Annotated in this window: 13 protein-coding genes; 6 read left to right on the top strand and 7 right to left on the bottom strand. The window is 56.9% G+C overall.

What is annotated here, in order from left to right:
- Nucleotides 1–63: 63 nt before the first annotated feature.
- The 3 genes from ABV300_RS04940 (at nt 64) to ABV300_RS04930 (ending at nt 2807) form a co-directional block, all read left to right on the top strand.
- A complete protein-coding gene (locus ABV300_RS04940) occupies nt 64–1245 on the top strand; it encodes an ATP-binding protein (RefSeq protein WP_353713799.1) in 1182 nt (393 codons plus the stop codon).
- 2 nt (nt 1246–1247) lie between these two features.
- On the top strand, nt 1248–1949 hold the full coding sequence (locus ABV300_RS04935; protein WP_353713798.1) for a response regulator transcription factor: 702 nt from the start codon (nt 1248–1250) through the stop codon (nt 1947–1949).
- Between the two features lie 78 nt (nt 1950–2027).
- Nucleotides 2028–2807 (top strand): carbon-nitrogen hydrolase family protein, encoded by a 780-nt coding sequence (locus ABV300_RS04930; protein ID WP_353713797.1) that lies wholly within the window; start codon nt 2028–2030, stop codon nt 2805–2807.
- A 52-nt stretch (nt 2808–2859) separates the two neighbouring features.
- On the opposite strand, the gene ABV300_RS04925 is transcribed toward ABV300_RS04930, so the two are convergent.
- From ABV300_RS04925 to mobB, 7 genes are all read right to left on the bottom strand, one after another.
- Nucleotides 2860–3282, bottom strand: a complete 423-nt coding sequence (locus tag ABV300_RS04925) for a rhodanese-like domain-containing protein (RefSeq protein ID WP_353713796.1) — start codon at nt 3280–3282, stop codon at nt 2860–2862.
- 99 nt (nt 3283–3381) lie between these two features.
- Nucleotides 3382–3945 carry a GTP cyclohydrolase I FolE gene (gene folE, locus ABV300_RS04920; RefSeq protein WP_353715357.1) on the bottom strand — a complete coding sequence of 188 codons (564 nt, stop codon included), beginning with the start codon at nt 3943–3945 and terminating at the stop codon, nt 3382–3384.
- A gap of 99 nt (nt 3946–4044) precedes the next feature.
- Complete coding sequence (locus ABV300_RS04915; RefSeq protein WP_353713795.1) at nt 4045–4608, bottom strand: flavin reductase family protein; 564 nt, start codon at nt 4606–4608, stop codon at nt 4045–4047.
- 129 nt (nt 4609–4737) lie between these two features.
- A complete protein-coding gene (thrC, locus tag ABV300_RS04910; protein WP_353713794.1) occupies nt 4738–5793 on the bottom strand; it encodes a threonine synthase in 1056 nt (351 codons plus the stop codon).
- 62 nt (nt 5794–5855) lie between these two features.
- The gene (locus ABV300_RS04905; RefSeq protein WP_353713793.1) at nt 5856–7157 is read right to left on the bottom strand and encodes a homoserine dehydrogenase; all 1302 of its coding nucleotides are present in this window, start codon (nt 7155–7157) and stop codon (nt 5856–5858) included.
- A 111-nt stretch (nt 7158–7268) separates the two neighbouring features.
- On the bottom strand, nt 7269–8555 hold the full coding sequence (locus ABV300_RS04900) for a peptidylprolyl isomerase (RefSeq protein ID WP_353713792.1): 1287 nt from the start codon (nt 8553–8555) through the stop codon (nt 7269–7271).
- A 60-nt stretch (nt 8556–8615) separates the two neighbouring features.
- Nucleotides 8616–9278 carry a molybdopterin-guanine dinucleotide biosynthesis protein B gene (mobB, locus tag ABV300_RS04895; protein WP_353713791.1) on the bottom strand — a complete coding sequence of 221 codons (663 nt, stop codon included), beginning with the start codon at nt 9276–9278 and terminating at the stop codon, nt 8616–8618.
- A gap of 161 nt (nt 9279–9439) precedes the next feature.
- Between mobB and ABV300_RS04890 the strand changes: the two genes are divergently transcribed.
- The 3 genes from ABV300_RS04890 (at nt 9440) to fabF (ending at nt 11465) form a co-directional block, all read left to right on the top strand.
- Nucleotides 9440–9700 (top strand): hypothetical protein, encoded by a 261-nt coding sequence (locus ABV300_RS04890; protein ID WP_353713790.1) that lies wholly within the window; start codon nt 9440–9442, stop codon nt 9698–9700.
- A gap of 103 nt (nt 9701–9803) precedes the next feature.
- The gene (locus ABV300_RS04885; protein ID WP_353713789.1) at nt 9804–10166 is read left to right on the top strand and encodes a hypothetical protein; all 363 of its coding nucleotides are present in this window, start codon (nt 9804–9806) and stop codon (nt 10164–10166) included.
- Nucleotides 10167–10199: 33 nt separating this feature from the next.
- The gene (gene fabF / locus ABV300_RS04880; RefSeq protein WP_353713788.1) at nt 10200–11465 is read left to right on the top strand and encodes a beta-ketoacyl-ACP synthase II; all 1266 of its coding nucleotides are present in this window, start codon (nt 10200–10202) and stop codon (nt 11463–11465) included.

Here is an 11465-nt window from a genome sequence, read left to right as displayed (position 1 = left end):
CTTTGCTGACATTAGTATTCCAACGGCTGTATAATGTTACTGATAACAGGCATGAATGACAATATGACTGCAGCCGAAGACAGGGCCCCAACCGTCGGTTCCGGCGGCGCCGTCGGAAGCTGCAGGTATCAAAAAGATGAACACGATTTCCGCCTGATCTTCCAGAACGCCGCCGACGCGATGCTCCTCTGGGAATTCCGTTCCGGCAGCTCCCCGGTGCTTGCCGAAGCCAACACCCTGGCCGCCCGGCGGCTGGGTTATCATGTGGAAGCGATACCGGGACTGACCTTCTCCGACATCTTCCCGGAGCCGCCCGTTGAATTGGCCGCCATCATCAATGAACCTGAAGACGGCCAGACCGGTGTGTTGGAATCTACTTTTCAGACAAGTTCAGGCCGAAATGAGCCGGTTGAGATCAGTTATAGTACCTTCTCAATTAACGGCAAACGTTTCATGCTTTCGATTGCCAGGGATATTTCCGCCCGTAAAGCCGAGGCTACGACTCTGACGGAGGCCTATAACCGGGAAAAATCGTTGCGCCAGGCACTTGAGACTGAAATCAGTAAAAGGGTGGATTTCACCCGTTCGCTGGTGCATGAACTCAAGACACCGCTGACACCCCTGATCGCTTCCGGCGAAGCGCTGCTTGAAATACTCGAGGGTGAGGATGAACTGCGGCTGGCGGGAAACATTTACCGCGGCGCCATGAACCTGGAGCGCCGCATCAACGACCTCCTGGACTTCGCCCGCGGCGAGATGGGCGTCTTGAAGGTCCATGCCCAGCCCCTGGATGTCACGCCGCTGCTCCTGGACCTGGCCGCCCAGGTATCGCCCCAATTCGACCGTAAAAATCAGTCTCTAGAACTGGAGATTGACGATGACATCTCTCTGGTTATGGCTGATGAGGACCGGCTGCGGCAAATCCTGCTTAACCTGCTCAACAATGCCGGCAAGTTCACGCCGCGCGGCGGGCAGATTACCATCGGCGCGGCGGTTAGTGGTAAAATGCTGCGGTTAAGTGTTGCCGATACGGGCCGCGGCATGACCCTGCTGGAACAGGCTCATATTTTCAAGCCTTATTACCGTATCGTCGATGATGCCGATCCCAATGACGGTATGGGCATCGGTTTGGCGTTATGTAGAATGTTGGTCACGCTGCAGGGTGGGGATATCTGGTTTGAAAGCGAAAAAGACTGCGGCACGACATTCTATTTTACCCTGCCGCTGACGGCTGAAATGGAGTAGAAATGGTGAATAAACCCGAGTTGACCGTGGTATTGATTGAGGATGACGCTGAAATCGTCGAAGCGGTAACGCTGACATTCAAGATCCGCTGGCCTCAGGCCACCTTTTTGGCCGCTAACTCCGGCCAGGAGGGCGTGGAACTGGTGGACAAAAACAACCCGGACCTGGTCATTCTTGATCTGGGTTTGCCGGACACCAGCGGATTCAATGTACTCAAGGACATCAGGCGTTTCAGTCACGTTCCGGTCATCGTACTGACCGCCCGGGGAGACGAAACCGATATCGTCCGCGGTCTTGAACTCGGCGCCGATGAGTACATCATCAAACCCTTCCGGCAGATGGAACTGCTGGCCAGGGTCAAGGCGGTCATGCGCCGCCAGGAAACATCGGCCGAGGAGTTGCCGCTGACCGTAGGCTCTATGACGCTGGGGCCTTCCATCCGCGACCTTAAACTTAAAGACCGGCGCATCAACCTCACCCGTACTGAGGGCATCGTCCTCGGGCAATTGATGCGTCATGTCGGTCACCCGGTGAGTCACGCCGTCCTGGTGAAAGCTTTATGGGGCGAGGAATACCCCGGCGCCGCCGAGAGCCTAAAGGTTTATGTCCGCCACCTGCGGGAAAAAATCGAGGAAAACCCCTCCGACCCCAAATTGCTGCTCACCCGCATCGGCGCCGGTTATCAGTTAGCCAAGCCAGAATAAAATACGCTCATCTGACCGGGCGGGTCTTTGACCCGCCCTTTCTTTACTGCCCTTAATCGAATCCGAGTGAAAAAAAATATGCCTTTTACTAGAGTCGCCCTGCTGCACCTTGACCCCCGCCCCGGAAAACTTGAGGCCAACCGCGCCCTCATTGAGCGGTCAGTACGCCTGGCCGCCGCATTGGGAGCCGATTTTATCGTCACCCCCGAACTGGCCGAAAGCGGCTATCATTTCGAAGACTACATCGGCACCGCTTGGATCGGCGAGCAGTCCAAAGCCTGGATAGACCATATGTCCGCTGTCGCCTATGATCTGGGAGTGACCCTGCTGCTCTCGACCGCTGAGCGTGACCAGGCCACCGGGCACCTTCATAATACCGTATTCGCCCTGACCGGTGCTGGCAAAACAGCCGGCAGATATCGCAAAGTCAACATCCACGAGTCCCATACCACCGAGTCCTGGGCCCGCAAGGGCGAAACCACCGACATTATCGTCCTGCCCCAATTCAAACTAGGCGTCATGATCTGCGCCGATTCCTGGCCGCCGCATATCGCCCGAGAACTGGCCGAAAAAGGTGCCGAACTGATTATCTCGCCCGCCAACTGGGGCGAGACGCCTTGCCCGCCGGAGAGTTGCTGGGAGAAACGCAGCCTCGAGACAGGTCTGCCGGTCTGGGTCTGCAACCGCACCGGCACCGAACACGCCCTAAATTTCGAGGATGCCGCCTCGGTCGTAGTCGTCGGCGGCAAACGCCTGCTCAACCACTGCGGCCCGGGCTCCGTCATCCTCCTCTTCGATTGGGACATGGAAAAGAAAACACCGCTTCAAACCGAATTCGAAGTGGTGCCGGTGACCTGACGCATCTCCTATCCCGTGGGTCGACAGGAGAGAGTCAAGTTAATTACGCGCGTTATTGCACCGTGGGATAGCCCGCCGCTTCCCAAGCCACGATACCACCGTCCATATCGTATACCTCTTTAAAGCCCAGTTCCTTCATCACCGCCACCGCCTGCCCTGAGCGGTTGGACGTTCGGCAGTAAACCAGGTAGCGTTTGCTCTTATCCAGGTTTTCGACCTCGGTGCGGAAACTTCCGGCATTGAAATCGATTAGAATAGCCCCGGCCAGATGCCCGGCGGCAAATTCCGCTGGCGTTCTTACGTCCAAAATGATGAAATCCGCCTTGCCGGCGTTTTGCTGAACCATGGCGTAAGCTTCGGCGGCTGAGATTTCCTTGATGACTTGCCCCGGTACGGTGATCAGCGGTTCGTCCGAACACCCGGCGAACGCCGCCGCTAATACGATGACGGTTATCACCACAATAAATTTACGCAAATCGGTCCTCCGGATTGGGTAATGGGAACTTTGTAATGCTCAGGCGCCTGGACGCCTGTCCTGCATCTGTACTCGATACCTTTGCGATTGATGGAAACGTTAATCCTGAATCAGTGCCATGAACTCCGCCCGTGTCGCCGGGCGCTTGGCAAAGATGCCGCGCAGCGCGCTGGTGACCACCCTGGCCCCCGGCTTCTTGATGCCGCGCATGGTCATGCACATATGCTCCGCGGAGATAACCACGCCCACGCCGTCAGGTTTAAGACCTTCCATGATAGCGTCGGCAATTTCGGTGGCCATACGCTCCTGGATCTGCGGCCGCCGGGCGATAATGTCAACCACCCTCGCCAGTTTGGAGATGCCGACGACCCGGCCGTCCTCGCCCGGCACGTAGCCGATATGTGCCACGCCTGAGAACGGCAGCAGGTGATGCTCGCACATGGAATAGAACGGTATGTCGCGCAGAATGACCATTTCGCGGTGGCCCAGTTCGTAGCCGACCTGCAGCTCGTCAACCGGATTCTGCGGCATGCCTCCGAAAATCTCGGAGTACATCTGGGCCACCCGCCGCGGCGTGCCCGCCAGTCCCTCGCGCGAAGGGTCGTCGCCAATGGCTTTTAATATGCTCTCGACCGCCGTCTTTATGGCTTCTTCATCGATCATCATAAACACCGTCGCTCCCTGACCCCGGCCGCGGCCGAGATGGAGCAAATCTCCCGTAAGTATTTTTATTAACCGAAGAATGATTACTTTGGCCGGCAGCTATCTGCCGCGGTCTATCTTCTCCACCGCCGGCTTCAGCCTGGTGATATACGAATCGTTGCCCAGGTAAAACGCCGGGATCGCTGCCTTTAAATCCAGCGACCCGCCTTCGGAAAAGGCTTCTTCCAGCCAGTGGGTCGCCACCACCTCCCCCACCAGCAGCTGGTGGTCGCCGTACGGCCTGTCTTCCACCAGTTTGCACTCGTAGGCGGCGTAAGCGTCCGCCAGCACCGGGGCGTTGGTTTTCAGCGGGATGTCGCGGGCGATGTTATAGGTGGCGAACTTGTCCACCATGGCTCCTTTGCTGCCGCCCACGGCCGCCAGCAGCCGGGCCGATTCCGCGGGCAGAAAATTGACCGCGAACTCCTTGCTGTCAACGATGAGTTGATAGGTGAAACGCCGCGGCGTCAGCAGCACGCCGAACAGCGGCGGTTTGGAAGACAGCGGCGTGTGCCAGGTACAGGTCATGGCATCAGCCTTGCCGTCATTGTAGGCCGATACCACCGCGGCGATGCGCGGATAGTGCTGGTAATAGGCGCCGACGCTTTCTGATACCTGTTTCATCCTGCCGACCTCGTATCTATCCCGTCGCTGCCGGGACTCATTCCAAGGAAAAAGATGAAGCAATCTTTAGTTCGTTGTCCAGGGTTCATTATACCACCGCCGCCTCAATCCAAAACCCGTGACCCGTGGCTAATACCCGAGCGCCTTTTCTATAGCCGCCAGTTCCGCCGCCACTTCGATAAATTTGCCTGAGAAGCCCTTGATAGCGGTATCGGCATCCTTGAGGCCGCTGCCGGTGACTACGCAAACCACCTTCTTCCCGCCGAAATCAGTACCCTGGCGCTTCAACTTGATCAGGCCGGCTAAAGACGCCGCGGAGGCTGGTTCGCCGAAGATTCCGCTTTTTTCAGCCATGATGTGGTAGGCCTCGAGGATTTCTTCATCAGTGACCATGTCGATGACGCCGCCGGATTCGTCGCGGGCTGCTTCAGCCTGTTTCCAGGAAGCCGGGTTGCCGATACGGATGGCGGTGGCGATGGTTTCCGGTTTGTCTACCGGGTGGCCGAGAACGATAGGCGCGGCGCCGGCCGCTTGAAACCCCATCATTTTAGGCGCCGCGGCGGTGATGCCGTGGTCGCGGTACTCCTTGAACCCTTTCCAGTAAGCGGTGATGTTACCGGCGTTGCCCACCGGCAGGAACAGCAGATCCGGAGCACGGCCGAGGCTGTCGCAGATCTCGAAAGCCGCTGTCTTCTGCCCTTCGATTCGGTTGGGGTTGACCGAGTTTACCAGGGCCACCGGCTGCTTGTCGCAGAGTTCGCGCACCATGCGGAGGGCGTCGTCGAAATTGCCGTCAACCATGACAATTTTAGCGCCGTAGACGATGGCCTGCGCCAGTTTCCCAAGGGCGATTTTGCCCTTGGGAATGACAATGATGCTCTCAATGCCCGCCGCGGCGGCGTAGGCTGTCGCGGAAGCCGAAGTATTGCCGGTGGAGGCGCAGGCGACCGCCTTGAAACTGTTTTCCAGAGCTTTGGCCACGGCCATCACCATGCCGCGGTCCTTGAAAGAGCCGGTCGGGTTGCAGGCTTCCAGCTTGAAGTGCAACTCGCCGGCGCCGAATTCCTTCTCCAGCCGAGGCGCCCGGACAAGGGGCGTGTCGCCTTCGCCCAGGGTGATGAGCGGCGTCTTGTCCGTCACCGGCAGGAATTTCCCGTAATGCGCCAGCACGCCCGGTTTCGCCATGTTCATCCTATCCTTTTGTGTTCTAATTTGTTTCGGATTTAAGATTCGGATTTCGGATTGAGTTATATACCTACGCGAATGAAATTGTTGACCGCCTTGATAGTATCCAGACGGTCGAGTGCTTCCACGGCCTGGCGGACAGCCGATTCCCTGGCTGGATGAGTCATGATGACCACCTCGGCCGATTCGGTGGTTTCGTCAACTTCTTTCTGGATGACCGAGGAAATGCTTATATTGTTGTCGCCGAAGATGCCGGCAATATGGGCCAGCACGCCTGGTTTGTCAGCCACGTTCAGCCGGAAGTAGTAGCGGGTGTTAATGTCCGCCATCGGCCGTAGCCGCTTGCCCCCGTCAAGCCGCCACCTCATGCGGTTGCCCACGCCTGAGGCCGCCTCCTGGGCTGAAGCCAGTACGTCGGCGACTACTGCTGATGAGGTCGGCGCCGGGCCTGCGCCCTGGCCGGAGAAGATGACATCGCCCACCAGATCCCCGGTTGTCAGCACGGCGTTGAAGACGCCGTCGACCTTGGCCAGGAAGTAGTCCCGGGGCAGGAACACCGGGTGCACCCGAAGTTCAATCTCCCCTTCCGACTCCTTGGCGATAGCCAATAGCTTGATGACAAAGCCCAGTTCTTCGGCGTATTTAAAGTCGCGTGCTTCGAGCTTGGTGATGCCTTCGCGGTATATGTCGTCCGGCTTCACCTCGGTCTGGAAAGCCAGCATGGACATGATGGACAGCTTATAGACCGAATCGAACCCCTCGATGTCGTTTGCCGGATTACGCTCGGCGTAGCCCAGGGACTGGGCTTGTTTCAGCGCCTCGGAAAATTCGATACCCTCGCGGGCCATCCGTGTCAGGATGTAATTGGTGGTGCCGTTGATAATGGCGTAGATGCCTTTAATTTCATTAGCCGAGAGATCGTATTGGAACGGCTGCAACAGCGGGATGCCGCCGCCGACCGCGGCTTCGAAGCGCAGGCCGACGTTGTTCCTCCGCGCCAGGTCCAGTAGTTCAGCGGCGTGCTTGGCGATGACCTCTTTGTTGGAGGAGACGACGTGTTTACCGCTCCGGAGGGCTTTTTCCAGATATTCAAATGCGGGAAACTCGCCGCCGATAGCTTCGACGACGATGTCTATGCCCGGCGTGGCCCAGAAGTCGGCCTCGTCGGTGGTGAACAGCTCCCGCGGGAATTCGGCGATGATAGGCCGGGTCAGGTCGATGTCGGCGATTTTCACCCGCCTCAGCTCAACAGGCACGCCGACCTGGGCTGACAGCCGGTCCGCCCGGTCGCGCAGCACCCGGGCTACGGCGCCCCCGATAACCCCGATACCGATAAGTCCGATTCCGATGCTGGTTTTTCTCATCGTTGTTCCTTGTTCTAGACGTTCCGGTTGGTCAACTGCCCTATTATATAATAATTACCCGCCCGAGGCGTCTGCCCGGGGCGGGTAATCGTGATCAGCCCCGCGGTCCGGTTATGCCAGTGACTGCTCGGCTATAAGGTCGCGTTGTTCGTCGGTCAGTTCCACGGTATCAATTTCGTTAGCCGGGTCGTTTTTAATGGCCGTCAGCCATTCTGAGAAAGCGGCGTTGACCAGTGTATCCAGGTCGTCTTCGGTAAAAGTGCGGCTGGATTCAACCGCCTTGACCTGATACAGCCAGTAGGCGCCGGTGGTGCTGGAAACCTTGGTCTGTACCGGGACAGAAATCCGGTCGACGACCGCGGCCTCGGAAAATACGAAGTCTGCGACCGGCCCGGTGGAGGTACCCTGGGTCAGGGTGCCGAGGTCGCCGCCGGCGTCCTTGGTGGTAGCGTCCTGGGACGCTTCCTTCGCCACAGCGGCAAAGTCCTCGCCGGCTGTCAGCCTGGCCCGGATCTCTTCGGCCTTCTCGATGGTTGGAACCAATATACCGGATACCTTTGCGGTAGTGACCTCGTTCTCCGTCTTTTTCTCGGTTACCTTGAGCACCCAGTAGCCCAACTGCTTCGATTTGTTTTCGTCGTAGAAAAAGCCGATATCACCCTGGGCCGCGGCAAAGACCGCCGCCTCCAACCCGTCGGCGGACAGCAGGCCGTCCAGGATGCCCTCCGGGTGGAAGCCCATGTCGCCCTTGTTGGTGAGCGTGGTGGTGTCCAGGGAAAGCTCAGCGGCGATGTCGGCAAAGCTTTCGCCGGCCTGAAGCCGGGCCCTAACCGCCTCGGCTTGAGCCGCGCTCTCAAGAAGCATCGCCAGGACCTGGCGCTGCGGACCGGCGGCGCCGATCTCTACCTTGAATTTTTGCTCGGTCAGCTTTTCCGCCAGCAGCGAACTGTAAACGATATCGCGGGTGGTTGGATTGCTCTTGATGCCGGACTCTTTAATGGTTTCGGCGACTTCGTCATCGCTAACGGTGATGCCGAGTTCGGCGGCTCTCTGCTTCATCAGTTCGTTCTGGGTTATCTGATCGATCACCGGGTCGATAAAAAGGTATGAGTAGGTCGGATCTCCGCCGGTATAATAATTGACCATGCGGGCTACATATTGAGCATTGAATTTGGTGCCGTTTACTGTCAGCACTGTCTTCTGGAGTGGCAGGTAGACTGGAAGCAGCCACTGGGTGACGCCGCCCACCACCAGGAGAGCCGCCACTGCGCCGATAATGCCGAAGCCGATCCACCGGGTTATTTTCTGGCGCTTCTTTTGAGCGGCCAATTTAGATTGTGCTTTTACCGACAGAGTGTGAGTCGGGTGGGAATGCGACTTATGCTTCTTTTTGGCCAATGTGGTCAACTCCGTTTCTGATTAGTAGTATCATCATGTTATCAGGAAAGTATGAAGGCATTATGCAGGGTGATTTCCGCTGCGCCGCAATCTGATCTCCAGCCACTTTACTGGCGGCACACCTTTCAGGCTGGCGATCAAAGCGTTAACAATATTGGTCATAAATTCTCTTGGAAAAGCGGAAAGGGCTACCGATTCGCCGTTAACATTGAGCGATATCCTATCCAAGTTGGGCAGAATATATCCTTTTTCAATCAAGTCCGCCACTTCTCTGACTTCGCTTAAGCGAAACCTTCGGGCTGATTCATCGGGGTATTCGTCGTCGGTAATAACGGCTACCCGGCTTTTAATGTCCTCCAGCGGCGTCCCGGCATCGCGGCGCCAAATCTCGAATTTCGGTATCCCTGAGTTTTTGAATCCCTCGACTATGATAATGTCGTATTCGTCGCCCAGCAGTCGGGCGATCTCATCCAGCGGGTTCTCGGATGAGCACGGCTTTGTTAGTATTAACGCTCCAGGCGTCGCCGCGATAGTGGCTTCGGCTCCGGCGGCCAGATGCCGCTCGGTATCTCGGACCGGTGCCGCCGGGTGAAAATGCTGCGGCACATGCTTGACGGTGGCGGCTTTATAACCCCGGCTTTTGAGTTCCGGCACCAGTCGTTCAATGAAGGTTGTTTTTCCTGATTCGGAGCGCCCGACAAAGGCGATAATCGGTGCCGTCAACTGCATCCTCCGGGTATTAGGCAAGTCGTGCTACAAGGCTCAATTATAGGTTGTTGCATCGGTGCTGTGCAACGAATAGCCCGGCTCAAACGTACCCTTACTAAGGTACCGGTGACAGTTCGACATATCAGTCATATAATCCGATAACAGCGGAGGATTTTATGGAAAATGAAAGCGAAGTTATGCCGGCTGAAGATAAGCTCCGCGAAGAAGCCCAGGCGCGGCTGATCGAGCTGACCGGAGAATACTACGTCTTGCGCGACCAGTATCACTGCATGGCTCTGGACCCCTCGGCTTTCAACAAGCATCACGGGCAGATGCAGTCGGTTCTTTTGGCTGAAAGGCTGGAGGAGATCGCCGAAGAGACAAAAAAACTGGTGCCCGTGGTTTATCCCCAACTTGAATTCAGGATCAGCAGCTGAACCCAACCTGAACTGCCGACTGCCGTCCACTGGAAATATTTTTCGCCAAAAACGACAAGACTCGCTTGACAATCACTGGGAACCCCTGTGCTATATTAACCGCATGATTATTAGCACATCTGTACCTTTTTCTATGCCTGCCTTCCTGCGCTCTTCTTTCTTTTTTGGCGGCTCCGGTCAACCTGGCGTTCCCGGAATCAGCGTTTCGGGCTCCGAAAATCTGGCTAAAGCCGTTTTTGTTCCCCAACCTGACGAAAGCCGTTCCCCTCTTCTGGCCGATCGCGGCTTTTTGGTATCGTTTCACCAAAAAGGGCTCTTTTCGCAGATGAACAAAAACGATTCTCTCTACTTCAAACCGGCAACGAATCGTTTCAATCGTTTTTCAACACGCTCCACGACCCCGGGATCCGCGGATCTGGACAGCCCTGAAATCGTTGAACTATCATTCAAAAAGTGCTATAAATAGGCCAGTTTCGCTATTGAGGTGAACGTAAACACGATGATGGACACCCGTTTCAAACCTGATTATTCCCGCCGAGTGGTCATCACCGGCATCGGAATGGTCAGCCCCCTCGGCCTTGACACTCTGACCACCTGGGACGGTTTGATAAACGGCCGCAACGGCATCGAGATGCTGACCCTGTTCGACGCTTCATCCCTGGAAACCCGTTTCGGCGGAGAATGCAAGGGATTTGAACCGGCCAACTACATCAACAAGAAAGACATCCGGCGGATGGACCGCTTCGCCCAACTGGCGGTAGCCGCCGCGCGCATGGCTGTCGAGGAGTCAAAATTGGATATCGCCGACGGTAAGGGCGACGACATCGGCGTCATTGTCGGCTCCGGTATCGGCGGCCTGACCACACTGTTTGACCAGGCTAGAGTCTGCATCGAAAAAGGGCCGTCCAAGGTCACCCCTTTCCTCATCCCGATGATGATCTCGGACATCGCCGCTGCCCAGATCGCTATCGCCATGGGCTTAAAGGGACCCAACTTCTGCACCACCTCCGCTTGCTCTTCGGGTTCCGATGCCATCGGCACCGCCTATGAGGCAATCCGTGAAGGCCGCGCCGATACCATGCTGGCCGGCGGTACTGAGAGCGGCATGAACGTCCTGGCTTTCGCCGCGTTCAACGCATTAAACGCCTTATCAACTAACAACGACGACCCGCACCACGCGTCACGGCCTTTCGATGCCGGACGCTCCGGCTTCGTCATGAGCGAAGGTGCCTGCGTTGTTGTCCTGGAGGAGCTCACGGCAGCCCTCAAACGGGGCGCTCACATCTACGCCGAAGTTTTGGGCTACGGCAACTCCTGCGATGCATTCCACATCGTCCAGCCCATCGAGACCGGGGAGGGCGCCGCCCGTGCCATGAAGATGGCCGTCAAACGAGCCGGGATCGAACCCGGAGAGATTGACTACATCAACGCCCACGGAACCTCGACCCAGCTCAATGACAAGATGGAAACGTCAGCTATCAAGCAGGTGCTGGGTGATCACGCTTATAAAGTCTCCATCAGTTCGACCAAGTCAATGCTCGGGCATCTCATTGGCGGCGCTGGGGCGATTGAGTGCGCAATCTGCGCGTTGGTCATAAAAAATGGTATAATCCCGCCGACAATCAACTATACTACGCCGGACCCTGATTGTGACCTTGACTATACACCAAATACGGCAAGAATTAAGAAAGTCGACACAACGCTGTCAAACTCCTTTGGCTTCGGCGGTCATAACTCTGTTATCATCCTGCGTCAGTACGAATAA

It is taken from the genome of Dehalogenimonas sp. 4OHTPN, assembly GCF_040448695.1.
GTDB lineage: Bacteria > Chloroflexota > Dehalococcoidia > Dehalococcoidales > Dehalococcoidaceae > Dehalogenimonas.
This window is presented reverse-complemented; position numbering and strand designations above follow the sequence as displayed.

Excerpts from the sequence above, each read along its gene's own strand:
- ABV300_RS04940 (WP_353713799.1), top strand. The coding sequence starts at position 64 with ATGACTGCAGCCGAAGACAGGGCCCCAACCGTCGGTTCCGGCGGCGCC.
- ABV300_RS04935 (WP_353713798.1), top strand. The coding sequence starts at position 1,248 with ATGGTGAATAAACCCGAGTTGACCGTGGTATTGATTGAGGATGACGCT.
- ABV300_RS04930 (WP_353713797.1), top strand. The coding sequence starts at position 2,028 with ATGCCTTTTACTAGAGTCGCCCTGCTGCACCTTGACCCCCGCCCCGGA.
- folE (WP_353715357.1), bottom strand. The coding sequence starts at position 3,945 with ATGATCGATGAAGAAGCCATAAAGACGGCGGTCGAGAGCATATTAAAA.
- ABV300_RS04915 (WP_353713795.1), bottom strand. The coding sequence starts at position 4,608 with ATGAAACAGGTATCAGAAAGCGTCGGCGCCTATTACCAGCACTATCCG.
- thrC (WP_353713794.1), bottom strand. The coding sequence starts at position 5,793 with ATGGCGAAACCGGGCGTGCTGGCGCATTACGGGAAATTCCTGCCGGTG.
- ABV300_RS04905 (WP_353713793.1), bottom strand. The coding sequence starts at position 7,157 with ATGAGAAAAACCAGCATCGGAATCGGACTTATCGGTATCGGGGTTATC.
- ABV300_RS04890 (WP_353713790.1), top strand. The coding sequence starts at position 9,440 with ATGGAAAATGAAAGCGAAGTTATGCCGGCTGAAGATAAGCTCCGCGAA.
- ABV300_RS04885 (WP_353713789.1), top strand. The coding sequence starts at position 9,804 with ATGATTATTAGCACATCTGTACCTTTTTCTATGCCTGCCTTCCTGCGC.
- fabF (WP_353713788.1), top strand. The coding sequence starts at position 10,200 with ATGATGGACACCCGTTTCAAACCTGATTATTCCCGCCGAGTGGTCATC.